Here is a 19,213-nt window from a genome sequence, read left to right as displayed (position 1 = left end):
GGGCGGGGGGGGGGGGGGGGGGGGGGGGGCCCCCCCCCCCCCCCGGGGGCGGGGGGGGGGGGGGGGGGGGGGCGGCCGCCGGTCCGCAGGGCGGCGGCGAGCGCGGCGACCGTCAGCAGCGGGGCGGCCAGCAGGAGGAGCGCGGAGCCCGCCACCAGGTCCAGCAGCCGCTTCCCGTCCAGGGGGAGGCGAGGGGGCGGCTCGGCGGGCGGAGGGGAGGAGGGGGATGACTGGGGCGACGCCATGGTGTTCACCCGGCCGTTCCATGGGGATGTGAGGATTTACGAGGGTTATGGGAGCTTTTGTCCTGAACGATCCCATGATGGATCCGGTCGCCCGGCCTTCCGGGCGGACGGCGGGTCGCGTCCGGTTCGCGGGCGACCCCTGGGGTAGGCGAGGCCATCGCGGCTCGACTGCGGATAAGACAGGGATAAAAGTTGAGTCGAGTGGGCTCACGTCTGTTGACGCGTGGACGCCGCTCGTGCATCCTTGAGCCTGTTCCACTCAAGTCATGGAGGAATTGAAATGGCACGTGCGGTCGGCATCGACCTGGGCACGACTAACTCCGTCGTCAGCGTTCTCGAAGGCGGCGAGCCCACCGTCATCACCAACGCCGAGGGCGCCAGGACCACGCCGTCCGTCGTCGCCTTCGCCAAGAACGGCGAGGTGCTGGTCGGTGAGGTCGCCAAGCGTCAGGCGGTGACCAACGTCGACCGGACGATCCGTTCGGTCAAGCGCCACATGGGCACCGACTGGAAGATCGACATCGACGGCAAGAGCTTCAACCCGCAGCAGATGAGCGCCTTCATCCTGCAGAAGCTGAAGCGTGACGCCGAGTCCTACCTCGGTGAGAAGGTCGTCGACGCGGTCATCACCGTCCCGGCGTACTTCAACGACTCCGAGCGCCAGGCCACCAAGGAGGCCGGTGAGATCGCGGGCCTCAACGTCCTGCGCATCGTCAACGAGCCGACGGCCGCCGCGCTCGCCTACGGCCTGGAGAAGGACGACCAGACCATCCTGGTCTTCGACCTCGGTGGCGGCACCTTCGACGTGTCGCTGCTGGAGATCGGTGACGGCGTGGTCGAGGTGAAGGCCACCAACGGTGACAACCACCTCGGTGGTGACGACTGGGACCAGCGGGTCGTCGACTACCTGGTCAAGCAGTTCCAGAACGGCCACGGCGTCGACCTGTCCAAGGACAAGATGGCCCTCCAGCGGCTCCGCGAGGCCGCCGAGAAGGCGAAGATCGAGCTCTCGTCCTCGACCGAGACCACGATCAACCTGCCGTACATCACCGCCTCCGCCGAGGGCCCGCTGCACCTGGACGAGAAGCTCACCCGGGCGCAGTTCCAGCAGCTGACCTCGGACCTGCTGGAGCGCTGCAAGACGCCGTTCCACAACGTCATCAAGGACGCGGGCATCCAGCTCTCCGAGATCGACCACGTCGTTCTCGTCGGTGGCTCCACCCGTATGCCGGCCGTCGCCGAGCTCGTCAAGGAGCTGACCGGCGGCAAGGAGGCCAACAAGGGTGTGAACCCGGACGAGGTCGTCGCCATCGGCGCCTCGCTCCAGGCCGGTGTCCTCAAGGGCGAGGTCAAGGACGTCCTGCTCCTCGACGTGACCCCGCTGTCCCTCGGCATCGAGACCAAGGGCGGCATCATGACCAAGCTGATCGAGCGCAACACCACGATCCCGACCAAGCGGTCCGAGATCTTCACCACGGCCGAGGACAACCAGCCGTCCGTGCAGATCCAGGTCTACCAGGGCGAGCGCGAGATCGCGGCGTACAACAAGAAGCTCGGGATGTTCGAGCTGACCGGCCTCCCGCCGGCCCCGCGCGGCGTCCCGCAGATCGAGGTCTCCTTCGACATCGACGCCAACGGCATCATGCACGTGACCGCGAAGGATCTGGGCACGGGCAAGGAGCAGAAGATGACCGTCACCGGCGGCTCCGCGCTGCCGAAGGACGACATCGACCGCATGATGCGCGAGGCCGAGCAGTACGCGGAGGAGGACCACAAGCGCCGCGAGACCGCCGAGACCCGCAACCAGGCCGAGCAGCTCGTCTACCAGACCGAGAAGTTCCTCAAGGACAACGAGGACAAGGTCCCGGGCGAGGTCAAGACCGAGGTCGAGACGGCGGTGACCGAGCTCAAGGAGAAGCTGAAGGGCGAGGACACCACGGAGATCCGGACCGCCACCGAGAAGGTCGCGGCCGTCTCCCAGAAGCTCGGCCAGGCGATGTACGCCGACGCCCAGGCCGCCCAGGCGGCCGGCGGTGCCGGTGAGGCCCCGCAGGGCGGCCCCGCCGGTGCCGGCAAGGCCGACGAGGACGTCATCGACGCCGAGATCGTCGACGACGAGAAGCCGAAGGGTGGCGCCGCATGACGGAGGAGACCCCGGGCTTCGAGGAGAAGCCCGACGTCCCCTCCGGCGCCACCGACGCCACCGCCGATGCCGCCCGTGTCTCCTCCGATGAGGAGGCCGCGGCGGCCCCGGCCGGGGACGTGACCGAGACGGCCGGCCTCCGGGCCGAACTGGACCGGGCCCGTACCGCGCTCGACGAGCGCACCGGGGACCTCCAGCGGCTCCAGGCCGAGTACCAGAACTACCGCCGGCGGGTCGAGCGCGACCGGGTCGCGGTCAAGGAGGTCGCCGTCGCGAACCTCCTGACCGAGCTGCTGCCCGTGCTGGACGACATCGGCCGGGCGCGGGAGCACGGCGAGCTGGTGGGCGGCTTCAAGTCGGTCGCCGAGTCGCTGGAGACGGTCGCCGCGAAGATGGGCCTCCAGCAGTTCGGCAAGGAGGGCGAGCCCTTCGACCCGACGATCCACGAGGCCCTGATGCACAGCTACGCACCGGACGTCACCGAGACGACGTGCGTCGCGATCCTGCAGCCGGGGTACCGGATCGGGGACCGGACGATCCGTCCGGCCCGGGTGGCGGTCGCCGAGCCCCAGCCGGGCGCGGCTCCCGCGTCCGCCGGGGCCGCGTCCTCCGCCCCCGCGAAGGACGCCGGTGCCGGTGACGGCGAGGACGCGGCGGCGCAGGGCTCCACGGAGTCCGGGGCCGCGGCGGCCGGGGACGGCAAGGCGGCCGGAGACGGCCAGGCACCCAAGGCCGCGGGCAACGACGCCGCGGGCGACAACGAGAAGAAGCCGGGCGGCGAGGAGAGCGGTGGCCCCGGCGAGGGCTGACGCCATGGCCGGGGCCGTGGCCGGAGCGGTGGCGGGTGCCGACACGGTGTCCGCCGCCACCGGTCCCGGGTCCGGCCCGGCGGCCGGTGCGCCGGCCGACGCTGTGACCGCTGAGGTCATGGAGACCGCTGAGGCCACTGAGACCGCTGAGATCGTCCGGAAGGTCCGGAAGGAGGGACGTCGATGAGCACGAAGGACTTCGTCGAGAAGGACTACTACAAGGTTCTCGGCGTCCCCAAGGACGCCACCGAGGCCGAGATCAAGAAGGCGTACCGGAAGCTCGCCCGCGAGAACCACCCGGACGCCAACAAGGGCGACGCGGCGGCCGAGGCCCGCTTCAAGGAGATCTCCGAGGCCAACGACATCCTCGGGGACCCCAAGAAGCGCAAGGAGTACGACGAGGCCCGCGCCCTCTTCGGCAACGGCGGCTTCCGGGCCGGTCCCGGCGCCGGCGGCGGCACGTTCAACTTCGACCTGGGCGACCTCTTCGGGGGTGCCCAGGGCGGAGCCGCCGGTGGCTTCGGCGGCGGCGGGGGCCTCGGGGACGTGTTCGGCGGGCTGTTCAACCGGGGCGGTGGCGGCGCGGGCGCCCGCACCCAGCCCCGGCGCGGCCAGGACATCGAGTCCGAGGTGACGCTCAGCTTCACCGAGGCGGTGGACGGGGCCACGGTCCCGCTCCGGATGTCCAGCCAGCAGCCCTGCAAGGCGTGCTCCGGCACCGGCGACAAGAACGGCACCCCCAGGGTCTGCCCGACCTGTGTCGGCACCGGCCAGGTGTCCCGGGGCGGCAGCGGCTCGTTCTCGCTGACCGACCCGTGCGTGGAGTGCAAGGGGCGCGGGCTGATCGCCCAGGACCCCTGCGAGGTCTGCCACGGCAGCGGCCGGGCCAAGTCCTCGCGCACCATGCAGGTCCGCATCCCGGCGGGCGTCTCCGACGGGCAGCGGATCCGGCTGCGCGGCAAGGGCGCGCCCGGCGAGCGGGGCGGACCGGCCGGTGACCTCTATGTGGTCGTGCACGTCAAGGCGCACCCGGTCTTCGGGCGGCGCGGCGACAACCTGACCGTGACGGTCCCGGTGTCGTTCGCCGAGGCTGCGCTGGGCGGTGAGATCCGGGTGCCGACGCTCGGCGGCCCCCCGGTGACGCTGAAGATCCCGGCGGGCACGCCCAACGGGCGCACCATGCGCGCCCGGGGCAAGGGCGCCGCCCGCAAGGACGGCACCCACGGCGACCTGCTGGTCACCGTCGAGGTCGCCGTGCCGACGGAGCTGGACGACAAGGCGAGGGAAGCGCTGGAGTCCTATCGCGAGGCGACCGCCGGCGAGGACCCGCGCGCGGAGCTGTTCCAGGCCGCGAAGGGGGCTTGAGAGTGGACGAACGCCGACGCGACCGACGCAACCCGTACGAGCTGACCGAAGAGACGCCGGTGTACGTCATCTCGGTGGCCGCGCAGCTGAGCGGGCTGCACCCGCAGACCCTGCGCCAGTACGACCGGCTCGGCCTGGTCTCCCCGGACCGCACGGCCGGGCGCGGCCGGCGCTACTCGGCCCGGGACATCGCGCTGCTCCGGCAGGTGCAGCAGCTGTCCCAGGACGAGGGCATCAACCTGGCCGGCATCAAGCGGATCATCGAGCTGGAGAACCAGGTCGCCGCGCTCCAGTCCCGGATAGCCGAGCTGAGCGCGGCGGTCGAGGGCGCGGCGGCGGCGATGCGGCAGCGCGAGGCCCAGGTGCACGCCTCCTACCGGCGCGATCTCGTGCCGTACACGGATGTGCAGCAGACGAGCGCGCTGGTGGTCTGGCGCCCCAAGCGCGGCGGCGAGTAGCGCCGCACCCGGCGCCGCTGCCGCGGTCGCGGTGGCCGGCGGTGTTCATGGGCGAGGGCCCCTTTCCCACCCGGAGTTCCCGGGCAGGAAAGGGGCCCTCGTCGTGCGCCGCGCCCCGTCGCACGGGGGTGGACGGCGGTGGACGCTGGTACGCGTGCCTCCGCCGGCGGGCACCGGCGGTGGTGCGGGCGCGGGTGCCCGGCCCCGGTACGCGCCGGGTGCCGTGCCCGCCCGGGGCGTGCGGGGTGGTGCCGTGCCCGCCCGGGGGCGTGCGGGTGGCGGCGTGCCCGCCCGGGGACGTGCGGGTGGCGCCGTACCGGTGACGCTCGCCCTGCCGGGCCGTACGGGCCCGCGCCCGTACGGTGCCGGTGGGGCCCGCCCCGGAGACGTACGGGCGGCGCCGGGGCTCCCGTACGGCTCCGTCCGAGCGGTCGGACGGAGCCGTACGGTCGGCCGATCGGGCGACCGGGACCGGCCGGCCGGCCGTCAGCCGGGCGGCCGGGGGCGACCGGGACCCGTACGGCCGTCGGTCAGACGACCGGGGCCGGGTAGGTGGGGTACTCGACCCCGGAGACGTACTGGACGACGCGGACGACCTGGCAGGAGTAGCCGTACTCGTTGTCGTACCAGAGGTAGAGGATCGCGTTGTCGCCGTCGACCTTGGTGGCGCCCGCGTCGATGATCGAGGCGTGGCGCGAGCCGATGAAGTCGCTGGAGACCGCGTCCGGGGCGGTGGTGAAGTCGATCTGCCGCTTCAGCGGCGAGGTCAGCGACACCTCACGGAGGTGGTCCAGCACCTCCTCGCGGGTGGTCTCGCGACCGAGCCGCAGGCTGAGGATGGCGATCGAGACGTCCGGCACCGGCACCCGGATCGAGCTGCCGGTGATCGGGGCCTTGAGCTCGGGCAGCGCCTTGGCGACGGCCGAGGCGGCGCCGGTCTCGGTGATGACCATGTTGAGCGGCGCGGACCGGCCCCGGCGGTCGGCCTTGTGGAAGTTGTCCAGCAGGTTCTGGTCATTGGTGAACGAGTGGACGGTCTCCACATGACCGCGCAGCACCCCGTACTCGTCGGCCATCGCCTTCAGCGGCGGGACGATCGCGTTGGTGGTGCAGGAGGCGCAGGACAGCACGCGCTCGTCCGGCTTGATGGTGTCGTGGTTGACGCCGTGCACGATGTTGGGGACGTCGCCCTTGGCCGGAGCGGTGAGCACCACCTTGTCGATGCCGGGGCGCAGGTGCTCCGAGAGGCCCTGGCGGTCGCGCCACTTGCCGGTGTTGTCGATGAGGATGGCGTCCTTGATGCCGTACGCCGTGTAGTCGATCTCCGACGGGTCGTTGGCGTAGATCACCTTGATCACGTTGCCGTTGGCGGTGATCGTGCCGTTGGCCTCGTCCACGGTGATGGTGCCCCGGAACTGGCCGTGGATGGAGTCGCGCCGCAGCAGCGAGGCGCGCTTCACCAGGTCCTGGTCGCCGCCGCGCCGGACGACGACGGCCCGCAGCCGCAGACCGTTGCCGGAGCCGGCCTTCTCGATGAGCAGGCGGGCCACCAGGCGGCCGATGCGGCCGAAGCCGTAGAGGACGACATCGCGCGGCGCGCGGCGCTCGATCTTGTCGGCCCCGGTGGCGCCCGCGACGGCCCGGGCGGTGAACTCCCGCACCGACAGGCCGCCGGAGTCCGCGCGGTAGGTGGCGGCGAGCATCCCGATGTCGATCTGGGAGGGCCCGAGGTCGAGGGTGGTGAGGGCTTCGAGGAACGGCAGGGTCTCGGTGACCGAGAGTTCCTCGCCGGCTATCTGGCGGGCGAATCGGTGGGTCTTCAGGATGCTGACCACCGATTTGTTCACCAGGGAACGGCTGTGGACCAGGACGGTGACATCCCGCTCCCGGTGCAGCTTGCCGATGACCGGGATCATCGATTCCGCGATCTCCTCGCGGCTCATCCAGTTAGTGAACGCATCGTCATTGACAGTCACAGGATCATCTTTCGAGCTGGGCGGTGCTCATATGCTAAACGCCCGCCGGTTCCGGCCGGTGGCCGGGAGTCGCCCCTTTCGCCGCCACCCGCCCTGACCTGCGGCGACAGGCGAGGGGACGAAAGGGTGAGAGGGGAGGTCCGGGCGGGCACGGAAGAACCAGGGCCCCGGGTGCGGGCCGCCGGGGTCCCGGTACGAGCCACCGGGCCCCGGGCGCGGGATGGGGTCAGGCCCCGGGGCGGCGCGGGACGGGGTCAGGTCCCGTCGCAGTGCGGGTCGTCCTCCAGGATCCCGGAGCGGGCGATCAGAAAGCCCAACTGGGCGCGGCTGCCGCTGCCCAGCGCGGAGGCGAGCTTGGCGATGTGCGCCCGGCAGGTGCGGACGTTCATCCCCAGCCGGCGGGCGATGGCCTCGTCCACATGTCCCTCGACCAGCAGCTTGGCGATCGAGCGCTGGATGCCGCTGATCCCGTCCCGGGTGGGGGCGTAGGCGACGATGTCCTCCTCCCAGGGCGTACCGTGCAGCCAGAACTGGTCGAAGACGCCGACCAGATACCGCACCAGTCCGTCGTGGCGGAGCTCCAGGGCGACCTGGCGGTCCCGGCGGGCCGGGATGAAGGCCACCTTGCGGTCCACGATGATCAGCCGGTCGACGATCTCCTCAAGGGTGCGCACCTCCAGGCCGTACGGCATGATCCGCTCGACGTACCCCATGGTGGCCGAGTGGTGGCGCGCGGTGTGCTGGTAGAGGGTGCGCATCTTGATGCCCCGGTCCAGCAGCGGTTCCATCCGGCGCAGCCCCGCCTTCACCGTTTCCGGTTTGCGTCCGCTTCCGGGCTGGATGGTGAGGAGTTCGTCGGTGCACTCGTCCATGACCCGGTCGAGCGTGGCGTTGATCAGGGTCAGTCCCTCCAGGACGTTGATCGCCTGGTTGGCGGCGGGGGACTGGGCGGTGATGGTCATGAATGGCTCGAAGGTGTCGGCCAGGGAGATCGCCAGCTGCCGCCGCTCCTGGATCTCGCGCTCGATGGGGTGTATCAGCTGATTGAGCGCGATGGACGGCGGGATCGGCCGGTACCACTGCGGATCGTCCGGGTCGGGGTGCACCAGCGCGAGATTGAGCAGGCAGGGAACCCTTTCCACCTCGGACGTGGCGATCCGGCCCGAGCGCAGCGCGGCGGCGTAGAGCTGTCTCCCCGCCTCGCACAGCTCGTGGTGATGGTGTCCTTCGTCCGTATCGCCCCTGTTCGTCTCCATGTGCACCCCCCTCAGGGTCCTGAATTACAGGAACATGATGCCTGCAGTTGCTGGTGGAAGCGTTCGGAGTGAGCCATCGTCTTAATCGCGGGGGAGGAGGTATGGATCAAAAGAGGTGGAGATCGGCCATGACCAGGATGGTTCGTGCAGTCGGCGCCATAGCCGTTGCTGCGGCTGCGGCCCTCGGCGCAGTCGCCGCCAACGGGGAGCCGACATGGGAGAGCGGACCTGCGGGGGATGTCGTCGCGATCGCGAACGGACCCACGCGGGATCTCACCCCCGCCAGTGACCGTGAACCCACTTGGGAGGTCACGCCCACCACCTTCCGCGAGCCGACGTGGGAATTCGGCCCCTCGGACGAGCGTGAGCCGACGTGGGAGCACAAGCCCGCCGGCCCCCGTGACTCCGCCGCGGCGGTCGCAGGGACGGGCGTGACGGCATGACCGTTCCCCCGGACGACCGTTCCTTCCGGCGCGAGATGGCGTCGGCCTACCGGTCGGGGTGGCACTTCATCGACCTGGCCACGGCCATCCCCCACCGTGGCGACTCGTTGATGGTCACCCTCTTCGGAGAGCCGATCGTCGTGGCGCGTGAGGACGACGAGGACGTCCGCGCCTACCGGTGCCTTCGCCGGCCCCGGGGCGCCCCGCAGCCCGTCCGCTGTGCCATCAGGTACGGCATGATCTTCGTCAACCTGGACCAGCGCGACCACCAACTGGTCGAACCCGAGACCACCTCCGCCACCCCCCGCAGCGCCTGAGCGGTTCCCCCGTCGTTGCAGATCGCTCAGGTGCTTCCCCCACACAGCGGCGCCATCGTGGACCTGAAACACGATGGCGCCGCTGTGCTTTTCCCGTTTCCGCGCCGGTCGCCGTGCCGGTCGCCGTGCCGGTGCCCGCGCCGCTCTCCCGCCGCTTTCCCGCCCTCTTCCGCGTTCGCCGTCCCGGTGGCCCGCTCCCGGGCCCGTCGCTAGGCGCGTCCCATGGCCCGGGTGAGGGCGATCTCCAGGACGACCCGGTCCGGGTTGGGTGCCGGGGTGCGGCCGTAGCGCTCGGCGTACCGGGCCACGGCGTCCGCGACGGCCTCCGGCTCGGTGCGTACCCGGGCCACCCCCTCCAGCGTCGCCCAGCGCCCCTTGTCCACCTGGCAGACCGCCACCCGGGCACCCGCCGGGCCGGCCGCCAGGACGTTCGCCACCTTGCGGCTGTGCCGGTTGGCGATGACCCGGGCGATGCCCTTGGCGCCGCCCTCGGGGTCGTACGTCACACCCACCGCCACCACATGCGGGGTGCCGTCCGGGCGGGGAGTCGTCAGGGTGGACATGTGGTACTCGCGCCAGAAGGCGACATACGCGTCGCCGGGCGCGCGGAGATCGATGGCCATGGACCGGAACCTACCTCCAGGCACTCGCCTCCACTAGGTTGAGTGGAATAGACTCAAGTTTGTGTAGGTTGGAAGAAGCAGAAGGCCAGGATCGGGACCGGACCCGCCGGGCCGGAGGAGGAGAGGACGCACGTGGACGCCGAGCTGACCAACAAGAGCCGGGACGCGCTCAACGCCGCCAGCAGCCGGGCGGTGTCGGACGGGCATGCCGACCTGACCCCGGCGCACCTGCTGCTCGCGCTGCTCGCGGGCCAGGACAACGAGAACCTCGTGGATCTGCTCGCCGCCACCGACGCCGACCAGGCCGCGGTGCGGGCGGGCGCCGAGCGGCTGCTCGCCGCGCAGCCCAGCGTCACCGGCTCCACCGTCGCCCCGCCCGGCCCCAACCGGGATCTGCTCGCCGTGGTGGCCGACGCGCAGAGCCGCGCCAAGGAACTGGGCGACGACTATGTGTCCACCGAGCACCTGCTCATCGGCATCGCGGCCAAGGGCGGCCCGGCCGGTGAGCTGCTCACCCGGCAGGGCGCGAGCGCCAAGAAGCTGCTGGAGGCGTTCCGCAAGGCCCGGGGCGGGCGCCGGGTGACCACGGCCGACCCGGAGGGGCAGTACAAGGCGCTGGAGAAGTTCGGCACGGACTTCACGGCCGCCGCCCGGGAGGGCCGCCTCGACCCGGTGATCGGCCGGGACCAGGAGATCCGCCGGGTGGTCCAGGTGCTCTCGCGCCGTACCAAGAACAACCCGGTGCTCATCGGTGAGCCGGGCGTCGGCAAGACCGCCGTGGTCGAGGGGCTGGCGCAGCGCATCGTCAAGGGTGACGTCCCGGAGAGCCTGCGGAACAAGCGGCTGGTCGCGCTGGACCTGGGCGCGATGGTGGCGGGCGCCAAGTACCGGGGCGAGTTCGAGGAGCGGCTGAAGACCGTGCTCTCCGAGATCAAGGAGAGCGACGGGCAGATCATCACCTTCATCGACGAGCTGCACACGGTCGTCGGCGCGGGCGCCGGCGGCGACTCCGCCATGGACGCGGGCAACATGCTCAAGCCCATGCTGGCCCGGGGCGAGCTGCGGATGGTCGGCGCCACCACGCTGGACGAGTACCGCGAGCACGTCGAGAAGGACCCGGCGCTGGAGCGGCGGTTCCAGCAGGTGCTGGTGGCCGAGCCGACGGTCGAGGACACCATCGCGATCCTGCGCGGGCTGAAGGGCCGGTACGAGGCCCACCACAAGGTGCAGATCGCGGACTCGGCGCTGGTCGCCGCCGCGACTCTCTCGGACCGGTACATCACCTCCCGCTTCCTGCCGGACAAGGCGATCGACCTGGTGGACGAGGCCGCGTCCCGGCTGCGGATGGAGATCGACTCCTCCCCGGTCGAGATCGACGAGCTCCAGCGCTCGGTGGACCGGCTGCGGATGGAGGAGCTGGCGCTCAAGAACGAGACCGACCCCGGCTCGGTGGACCGGCTGGAGCGGCTCCGCCGCGACCTCGCGGACAAGGAGGAGGAACTGCGGGGGCTGACCGCCCGCTGGGAGAAGGAGAAGCAGGGCCTCAACCGGGTCGGTGAGCTGAAGGAGAAGCTGGACGAGCTGCGCGGCACCGCCGAGCGGGCCCAGCGGGACGGCGACTTCGACACCGCCTCCAAGCTGCTGTACGGGGAGATCCCGGCCGTCGAGCGGGAGCTGGCGGAGGCCAGCGAGGCGGAGCAGGAGGCGGCCCGGGACACCAAGGACACCATGGTCAAGGAGGAGGTCGGCCCGGACGACATCGCGGACGTGGTCGGCTCCTGGACCGGCATCCCGGCGGGCCGGCTGCTGGAGGGCGAGACCCAGAAGCTGCTGCGGATGGAGGACGAGCTCGGCAAGCGGCTGATCGGCCAGGGCGAGGCGGTCCGCGCGGTCTCGGACGCGGTGCGCCGCACCCGGGCCGGGATCGCGGACCCGGACCGGCCGACCGGTTCGTTCCTCTTCCTCGGGCCGACCGGCGTCGGCAAGACCGAGCTGGCCAAGGCGCTCGCCGACTTCCTCTTCGACGACGAGCGGGCGATGGTCCGCATCGACATGAGCGAGTACGGCGAGAAGCACAGTGTCGCCCGGCTGGTCGGCGCGCCTCCCGGCTACGTCGGCTACGAGGAGGGCGGCCAGCTCACCGAGGCGGTGCGCCGCCGACCGTACAGCGTGGTGCTGCTGGACGAGGTGGAGAAGGCCCACCCGGAGGTCTTCGACGTGCTGCTCCAGGTGCTGGACGACGGCCGGCTCACCGACGGCCAGGGCCGGACGGTGGACTTCCGGAACACCATCCTGGTGCTCACCTCCAATCTGGGCAGCCAGTACCTGGTCGAGCCGGCCACCAGCGAGGAGGAGAAGAAGCAGCAGGTGCTGGAGGTCGTCCGGGCCTCCTTCAAGCCGGAGTTCCTCAACCGGCTGGACGACCTGGTGGTCTTCTCGGCGCTCACCCGCGACGAACTGGCCCGGATCGCCCGGCTCCAGATCGACCGGCTGGCCCGCCGCCTCGCGGAGCGCCGGCTCGCCCTTGAGGTCACCCCGGCGGCCCTGGAGTGGCTGGCCGACGAGGGCAACGACCCCGCCTACGGCGCCCGCCCGCTGCGCCGCCTGGTCCAGACGGCCATCGGGGACCGGCTGGCCAAGGAGATCCTGTCCGGCGAGGTCAAGGACGGCGACACCGTGCGCGTCGACCGCGCGGAGGACGGCCTCACCGTGGGCCCGCCCCGGTAGCCCGCGCCTCCGGTCGCTTCCGGGCCCGTCACCCCTCGGGGTGGCGGGCCTGCCGCCGTACGGGCACGGGAGCGGGAACGGGTCCGGGAGCGGGCACGGGAACGCGTCGGGGCCGCGGCCGGCCGTGGGGCGCCGGGCCGGGCTTCAGCCGGGAGCGGATCGCCGGGGTCCGGGCTTGCCAGCGGGCGGGCGGGATGGGGGAGGATGACGGGGACTCGTACGAAGGGAAATACACGGTGAGCATCGACCCGTCCTCGATTCCGAATTTCGGGGGCCAGCCCCAGCCTCAGGCAGCCGCAGGACCGGCGGGCCCCGTCCTCCCCGACCAGGACCTGGTCAAGCAGCTCCTGGAGCAGATGGAGCTCAAGTACGTCGTCGACGACGAGGGTGACCTCGCGGCGCCGTGGGAGGAGTTCCGTACGTACTTCATGTTCCGCGGCGAGGACGAGCAGCAGGTCTTCTCCGTGCGGACGTTCTACGACCGGCCGCACCCGGTGGAGAACCGGGCGCAGATCCTGGACTCCATCGACGACTGGAACCGCCGCACCCTGTGGCCCAAGGTGTACACCCACCTCCACGAGGACGAGCAGGGCGGCGCCACCGTCCGGCTCATCGGCGAGGCCCAGATGCTGATCGGCACCGGGGTCAGCCTGGAGCACTTCGTCTCGTCCACGGTCAGCTGGGTCCGCGCCTCGGTCGAGTTCGACCGCTGGCTCCAGGAGCAGCTGGGCATCCTGCCCGCCGAGGGCGAGGAGGGTGCCGAGGGCGGCCCGGAGGGCGACGAGGCCTGAGCGGCCCGGCGGGCCCGAGCGACCCCGGTCCGGAGGGCGCCCGAGCGACTTCCGGCCCGGTCGGTGCCCGGGCCCGGCGGGCGCCCGCCTCTGGGGCCCGCCCCGGCCGGCACAGGGCCCGTGCCGTCACAGCGCCATCGTGGCGAGGGTGAGCAGATAGGCCCCGTACGCGAACGAGAGCCCGGCCAGGGCGGCGACCACCGCGATCGCCGCCCCCGGCCGGGCTCTGCGCAGCGCGTGGGCGAGCGGCAGCAGCAGCGGGAAGGCCGGCAGCAGGAAGCGCGGCTTGGACTCGAAGAAGCCGGACCCGCCCGCCACGATCAGCACCAGCACCGCGGTGTAGACCAGCAGCGGCAGCGGCGGCCGGGCCAGGCACAGCAGGACGAAGAGCAGCACCCCCACCGCCGTGAACACCAGCGCCATGGTGAAGCCCAGGTCCATGGGCCGGGTGACGATGGCCCGGACGGTACGCAGCGCCCCCGCGCCCAGGTCGAAGCGGGAGGTCCAGCCCTCCTGCACGGCGAAGTAGCCGCTCAGCCAGTCGCCGCGCCGGGCGCCGACCCAGAGGACGTACCCGGTCCAGCCGGCCGGGGCCAGCGCCGCCGCCACCGCGACCCGCCAGCCGGGCCGGGCCACGGCGGCCCCCGGTGCGGCACCCCGCCGCTCCCGCAGCCACCGGTAGCCCTCGCACCCGGCGGCCACCAGCACCGCGGCGGCCACCGCGATGCCGTTGGGCCGGGCCAGTCCGGCCAGCGCCGCCAGTGCGCCCGCCCACAGCCAGCGCCGGGTCAGCACCGCGTACAGCGACCAGGCGGCGAAGGCGGTGAGCAGCGGCTCGGTGTACGCCATGCACACCACGATGGCGTGCGGCAGCAGCCCCCAGAGCAGCACCAGCGCGGTGCCGACCGCCCGCCCGTACAGCCGCTCGCCGACCAGGTAGATCCCGCCGGCCGCCGCCCCGGCCGCCGCCCAGGAGAGCAGCAGCCCGGCCGTCCCGCCGGTCACCGGCAGCACCGCCGTCACCGCCCGGATCAGCCCCGGGTACAGCGGGAAGAACGCCAGGTCGGACTGGACCACGCCGTCCGGCCAGTGGAGCGTGTAGCCGTAGCCGTGCGCGGCGATCCGGGCGTACCAGTCGGAGTCCCAGGAACTCGCCAGCAGCATCCGCGGCGAGCGGTCCAGCCGCCATGCCCACAGCGCCAGGCAGACCATCCCCAGCAGCCGGGCGGCGGCGAACAACCCCAGCGCGGGAGCGGCCCGGTGCAGCGCGGCACGCCCGCGCGCCCTCGGTCTGCTCCCGGCGGGGGCCGCGTGATCGAGGGTGGGGGCGGTCTCGGCGGACACGGTGCACCTCCGTACGCGCGGAACGGTTCACCCCGACCTTCGGTGCCGTACGCGCCCGGCGCGAGCGCGGCGCGGGCCGGGACCCCCCGCACGGGTGGTAGTCCCCCCGCCCCGGACCGCCCGGCGCGTGTCGCCGTGACAGCACGGCCCCCACGGGCTAGCCGACTCCGGCCGCGGCCCGCCATCCCCTGGCCTGCCACCCGGCCGCCTCGGTCATCGGGGCCGGTGGCCCCGCCGGCCGGCCGGGTCCGGACACCGCCCGATGAGCCCTGAGGCTCCGCTGCTCGCGCACGGTGAAGGTGCACGCACCGGGGGCCGGGGGCCGTGAGGGAAGACCGGACACGAGCCGGTCACCACCGGCCTCCCTCCGGGACGGCGGAGCCGGGGCGGCCCGAGGAACTGACCGGCGCCCTCGGGCCGCATCGCAGGCTCGGTGACACGGCACGGGGCGCCGTATCCTGATCGCACACGGGAGGAGCCGTCCATGAGCGTCGACGCGATCATGCACACCGAGTTTCCCGAGGGATACACGGTGCTGTTCGGAGCTGACGGAAAGGTGATCATGACTCCGCAGAGCTTCGAGCACTCAAGCACGATCAAGTCGATGCAGTACGACACGGTCGTGTCCCTCGGGCGCCACGCGAAGACCGCCTCGGACGTCTACATCGACTTCCCCGCCGATGAGAACTCCGCGCCCGACCTGGCGATCCTTCGCGAGGACGCCCGCCGCGAAGGCAAGCGCTACAGCTTCGAAGACGTCCTGCTGATCTCGGAGGTGGTCTCGACCTCCTCCGCGCGCAAGGATTACGACGACTGCACCGCGAAGTACGGCCGTTACGGCATTCCGATCTACCTGGTGGTGGACCCCTACGCCCAGGAAGTCGTCCTTCACACCCAGCCGACCGGTACGGGGTACGTCGCGGCGCACACCTACAAGTACGGCGCGGGCAAACTCCCCATCCCCCTGGCCGACGGCCGCACCTTCACCCTCGATCTCGACGAACTCCCGCGCCCGGAGCCGGATTCGGACCCCCGCTGACAAGCTCCTCCGGACTGACCTCCGTCGTCGGTCCGGCAGGAGTGGACTCCGGGGCGATTCAGGGCCGGGGCCCAGGAGTGGGTCCCGGCCCCACCGCCCGGCAGCGGGTGTTCCCCGGGTCCGTCAGGACGCCAGCCGCTTGAGGCGGCTCACCGCCTCGTCCAGCACCTCCTTCCGCTTGCAGAAGGCGAAGCGGACGAAGGGGGCGCCCTGGTCGCGGTGGTCGTAGAAGACGGCGGACGGGATGGCCACCACCCCGCACCGCTCGGGCAGGGAGCGGCAGAACTCCACCCCGTCGCGCTCGCCCAGCGGGGTGATGCCGGCGGTGACGAAGTAGGTGCCGGCCGGGCGGTAGACCTCGAAGCCGGCCGCCGCGAGGCCGTCCGCGAGCAGGTCCCGCTTGACGCGCAGGTCGTCGCGGAGCCCGGTGAAGTACGCGTCCGGCAGGCGCAGCGCCTCCGCCACGGCGTACTGGAACGGCCCGCCCGAGACAAAGGTGAGGAACTGCTTGGCGGTGCGGACGGCGGAGATCAGTGCCGGGGGCGCGGTGATCCAGCCGACTCCTCGTTCGTACACTCATTCGCGTGTCGCGCAACAAGCCCACCAGGGGCAACCCCAGCACCAACGTCGCCGGTGAGCCGGCGGCGGTCTACTGCCGCATATCCCAGGCGGACGACGACGACCAGACGGGCGTCGACCGCCAGGAGCGCATCTGCCGCGAGATCGCCGAGCGCCGGGGCCTGGTCATCGACCCCGCCCACGTCTTCGTCGACAACAGCCGCTCGGCGTGGAGCCGCAAGCGGAAGCGGCCCGGCTGGGACCGCCTGCTGGACGAGGCCCGGAACCGTGGCTTCCGGCACATCATCGCCTACCACCCCGACCGGCTCATGCGGCAGCCCCGGGACCTGGAGGAGCTGCTCCAGGTCTCCGACGACCACGCGATCACCCTCCACGGCGAGGCGAACCGTCGTGACCTCGCCGACCCCGACGACCGCTTCATCCTCCGCATCGAGGTCGCGCACGCCTGCCGCTCCTCGGACGACACCTCACGGCGGCTGAAGTCCGCGATGCAGGACCGGGCGCGGGAGGGCAAGCCGCAGGGCGGCGTGAGGCGGTTCGGTTACGCCAAGGACGGCATGACGATCGTCGAGGAGGAGGCCGCGATCGTCCGGGAGGTCTTCGACCGCTACCTGAAGGGGGAGGGCCCGGCACCGATCGCGAAGGACCTGCACAGCCGGGGCATCCGCACGGCCGGCGGCAAGGCGTGGACAGGCGGCACCGTCCGCGCGCTGCTCGACTCCCGGCACGTCGCCGGAATCCGCATGCACCAGGGCGAGGAGATCGGCCCGGGTACCTGGCCCGCGATCATCGACGCGGGCGTGTGGGCGGAGGTGCGGACGCGGCGCGAATACCGGTCGGCGGCGTACCGGGAGGCGCTGAGCAAGCCCGTGCAGCGCTACTACCTGCTGCGCGGCCTGGTGATGTGCGGGCGGTGCGGGACGCTGATGTCCGGCACGGCGAAGGGCACCGGGCCGGTCTACCAGTGCAACCGCCGAGGCCGGAACGACGAGAAGAAGTGCACTCGGTCGATCATGGCCCAGACCCTGGAGGACTTCGTCGTGGACGCGGCGGTCGAACTGCTCGGCAAGCTGCGGGTGGACGGTCGGCTCGCCAGCAGCAACCTCTCCGAGAGCGCGGCCGAGGAGCTGGAGGACGACCAGCGGCAGCTGGACGAACTGAACCAGATGTGGACCGCGAAGGAGATCTCCACGGCGGAGTACCGCAAGATGCGCAAGGAGATCACCGGCCGCATCGCCAAGGCCCAGCGCAAGGTCGTTGTCCGCCCGATGGTGCTTTTGGACGGCCTCACGGGTGCGGGCGCGCGGGCCGCCTGGGACGCCGAGGACATGACGGACGAGCGGCGCAACGCGGTGCTGCGGTTCCTCTTCTCGGGGATCGTCATCGACGAGCCGAAGAAGTTCGGCCGGTACATGGACTGGGATCGGATCAGCGTCGAGCAGAACCCGCTGTAGCGGGGCAAGTCGGTGGAATTCACCCCGCCTGACCAGGCGATGAAGGGCGCAACATATCCGACGATCCCCGGTTAGGGAAACCAGGGATTTTCCGGAGCATGGATCCCCCCAGTCGACCTGTCGGCGGCATCACACGCCGGCGGATCGGCGACCGAACGCTGCCCCGAGGACGTCCATGCCGCGACACCAGACCGAACCCGCCGTCATCCAGCCCGTCATCGCTCCCGAGTCGGCCGGCGCCGGCCGTCAGAAGGTGGACTCGGCGAGGGACGCGGCTCTCCAGCGCGTGTGCGCGAGTTTCACGACGACGATCAGCCCACAGAGCGCCGCGCGGCTCGCGGACCTGCTCTCCACCTCGTCGTACGTCCAAGCGGCCTGACCGAAGCCGGAGGGACAGTCCCGCTTCGCCCACGGTTCGAGGACGGCCGACACAGGGCCGACAGCGGCTCGCACGACAGCCCGACCCCCGCCATCAACCGGTCGTGCGCATCGACCTACGGCCTCGGAATCCCCGCTCAGGACACGTTCGCCGTGAGCTGTGCGGTTTCTCGGCCGAACGCTGGATCTTCGCGCGCGGGTGTGGCTGTCTTGGTGCTGCACCCGGAGCGCCGGTCCGCGAGAACGAAACCCCGGCGTGGCCCGAGGAACCCGCTGCGGCCGGGCCCCATCGCATCCGCGCCCTCGCGACCCTCGCCGACACGCTCGGTATCGGGGACCGCGCCCCAATCCCCCTCCGCGCACGACCCGAAGAGGCCCGCCGCACCCGCCTGCCCTGAGTTAGGAGCCGCCACCCGATGAGCTACGACGCCCGCGAATGGGTGTGGGACCACAGCAGCAGCAAGGGCACCGCCCGCATGGTCCTCGCCCTGATCGCCGACCGGTGCATCGACCGTCGCTGCATCGCGTACGCGTCCGTGCCCACCCTCATGAAGCGCGCGAACGCCTCCCGTACGGCCGTGCGCGACGCCCTCACGAAGCTGATCGCCAGCGGGGAGCTGGCGCCGCTCCCGGGCCGCAAGGGACCGCGTGGAGAGACGTACTACCACCTCCCAATCGCCGCCTCCTTCCTCGGCCAAGCAGACGAGGAGGACCGGAACGCGGCCCCTCAGGGGGATCGGCTCTCGACCCTTCGGGGGCCGGAATCCGACCCTGCCGACGCCTTCACAGGGGAGCCGGATAACGACCCCGGGGAACGGATTCCGACCCCTGGGGAGACCGGATTCCAGCCCTCCAGGGGCGCGGATTCCGACCCCCAGAACGGTAGTGAACCGAAGGTCAACGGTAAGAGCAGCAGCAGTTCTGCCTCCCTCACCGCCGCCACCCAGTGGGAGATCGACGATGCCGCCCGGGCCTGGTTGCGGCACGACGGGCACCTCGCCCGACTCGGCGAGCACGGCCTGCGGGCGGCCGACGAGAAGTGGCGCACCTACCGGGCGACGTGGGCACCCCGCCCCGCCGCCGCGTGGGGTGCCGACTGGCGCACGTGGATCGCCCGGGAACGCACTCCCGCCCCGGAGCGGCCGAACCTGCGCGCCCTGCCTGGCGGTGCCACCCCACTCGCAGGCGGCATGACCCGCGCCGAAGCGCACACCGCCGCCCTCCTCGCCGCCCTCGACGAACCGACAGGAACGGAGTAACCCACCC

At 71.8% G+C, this 19,213-nt stretch carries 14 protein-coding genes and 2 pseudogenes; 11 read left to right on the top strand and 5 right to left on the bottom strand.

Annotated elements, in window-relative coordinates:
- Nucleotides 1–525: 525 nt before the first annotated feature.
- The 4 genes and pseudogenes from dnaK to NX801_RS24370 all read left to right on the top strand — a co-directional run bounded on the left by dnaK (nt 526) and on the right by NX801_RS24370 (nt 5,020).
- Nucleotides 526–2,388, top strand: a complete 1,863-nt coding sequence (gene dnaK, locus NX801_RS24385; protein WP_258790032.1) for a molecular chaperone DnaK — start codon at nt 526–528, stop codon at nt 2,386–2,388.
- Nucleotides 2,385–2,973 (top strand): annotated as a pseudogene (grpE, locus tag NX801_RS24380) (nucleotide exchange factor GrpE); the annotation flags it as partial. The gene dnaK and the pseudogene grpE, both read left to right, overlap by 4 nt.
- Nucleotides 2,974–3,380: 407 nt before the next feature.
- Complete coding sequence (gene dnaJ, locus NX801_RS24375; protein ID WP_258790030.1) at nt 3,381–4,562, top strand: molecular chaperone DnaJ; 1,182 nt, start codon at nt 3,381–3,383, stop codon at nt 4,560–4,562.
- A gap of 2 nt (nt 4,563–4,564) precedes the next feature.
- Nucleotides 4,565–5,020, top strand: a complete 456-nt coding sequence (locus tag NX801_RS24370; RefSeq protein ID WP_258790029.1) for a heat shock protein transcriptional repressor HspR — start codon at nt 4,565–4,567, stop codon at nt 5,018–5,020.
- A gap of 530 nt (nt 5,021–5,550) precedes the next feature.
- Here the strand turns inward: NX801_RS24370 and NX801_RS24365 are convergent.
- Nucleotides 5,551–6,996, bottom strand: coding sequence for a glyceraldehyde-3-phosphate dehydrogenase (locus NX801_RS24365; protein WP_258790028.1), 1,446 nt, complete (start codon nt 6,994–6,996; stop codon nt 5,551–5,553).
- Between the two features lie 254 nt (nt 6,997–7,250).
- Nucleotides 7,251–8,252: a helix-turn-helix transcriptional regulator gene (locus NX801_RS24360; RefSeq protein ID WP_258790027.1), complete on the bottom strand. Its 1,002-nt coding sequence runs from the start codon at nt 8,250–8,252 to the stop codon at nt 7,251–7,253.
- Between the two features lie 439 nt (nt 8,253–8,691).
- On the opposite strand from NX801_RS24360, the gene NX801_RS24355 reads away from it, so the two are divergent.
- The gene (locus tag NX801_RS24355) at nt 8,692–9,012 is read left to right on the top strand and encodes a Rieske (2Fe-2S) protein (protein WP_258790026.1); all 321 of its coding nucleotides are present in this window, start codon (nt 8,692–8,694) and stop codon (nt 9,010–9,012) included.
- A gap of 209 nt (nt 9,013–9,221) precedes the next feature.
- Here NX801_RS24355 and NX801_RS24350 read toward each other — a convergent pair whose 3' ends face one another.
- On the bottom strand, nt 9,222–9,635 hold the full coding sequence (locus NX801_RS24350; RefSeq protein WP_258790025.1) for a pyridoxamine 5'-phosphate oxidase family protein: 414 nt from the start codon (nt 9,633–9,635) through the stop codon (nt 9,222–9,224).
- Between the two features lie 132 nt (nt 9,636–9,767).
- On the opposite strand from NX801_RS24350, the gene clpB reads away from it, so the two are divergent.
- Entirely contained in the window at nt 9,768–12,362 is a 2,595-nt protein-coding gene (clpB, locus tag NX801_RS24345) for an ATP-dependent chaperone ClpB (RefSeq protein WP_258790024.1), read from the top strand.
- A 236-nt stretch (nt 12,363–12,598) separates the two neighbouring features.
- Entirely contained in the window at nt 12,599–13,153 is a 555-nt protein-coding gene (locus NX801_RS24340) for a type III secretion system chaperone family protein (protein ID WP_258790023.1), read from the top strand.
- 126 nt (nt 13,154–13,279) lie between these two features.
- On the opposite strand, the gene NX801_RS24335 is transcribed toward NX801_RS24340, so the two are convergent.
- Nucleotides 13,280–14,497, bottom strand: a complete 1,218-nt coding sequence (locus NX801_RS24335) for a glycosyltransferase family 39 protein (protein WP_258790022.1) — start codon at nt 14,495–14,497, stop codon at nt 13,280–13,282.
- Nucleotides 14,498–14,981: 484 nt separating this feature from the next.
- Here NX801_RS24335 and NX801_RS24330 point away from each other — a divergent pair, with 484 nt between their 5' ends.
- Nucleotides 14,982–15,536 (top strand): Uma2 family endonuclease, encoded by a 555-nt coding sequence (locus NX801_RS24330; protein WP_258790021.1) that lies wholly within the window; start codon nt 14,982–14,984, stop codon nt 15,534–15,536.
- Between the two features lie 123 nt (nt 15,537–15,659).
- Here NX801_RS24330 and NX801_RS24325 read toward each other — a convergent pair.
- Nucleotides 15,660–16,097, bottom strand: a pseudogene (locus NX801_RS24325) (aminotransferase class I/II-fold pyridoxal phosphate-dependent enzyme); the annotation flags it as partial.
- A 23-nt stretch (nt 16,098–16,120) separates the two neighbouring features.
- On the opposite strand from NX801_RS24325, the gene NX801_RS24320 reads away from it, so the two are divergent.
- From NX801_RS24320 to NX801_RS24310, 3 genes are all read left to right on the top strand, one after another.
- Nucleotides 16,121–17,569: a recombinase family protein gene (locus NX801_RS24320; RefSeq protein WP_258790020.1), complete on the top strand. Its 1,449-nt coding sequence runs from the start codon at nt 16,121–16,123 to the stop codon at nt 17,567–17,569.
- 175 nt (nt 17,570–17,744) lie between these two features.
- On the top strand, nt 17,745–17,948 hold the full coding sequence (locus NX801_RS24315; RefSeq protein WP_258790019.1) for a hypothetical protein: 204 nt from the start codon (nt 17,745–17,747) through the stop codon (nt 17,946–17,948).
- A 415-nt stretch (nt 17,949–18,363) separates the two neighbouring features.
- A complete protein-coding gene (locus tag NX801_RS24310) occupies nt 18,364–19,206 on the top strand; it encodes a helix-turn-helix domain-containing protein (protein WP_258790018.1) in 843 nt (280 codons plus the stop codon).
- The last annotated feature ends 7 nt before the right edge of the window (nt 19,207–19,213 follow it).

Origin of the sequence: Streptomyces pyxinae (assembly GCF_024756275.1) — a bacterium.
Taxonomy (GTDB): Bacteria; Actinomycetota; Actinomycetes; order Streptomycetales; family Streptomycetaceae; genus Streptomyces; species Streptomyces pyxinae.
This window is presented reverse-complemented; position numbering and strand designations above follow the sequence as displayed.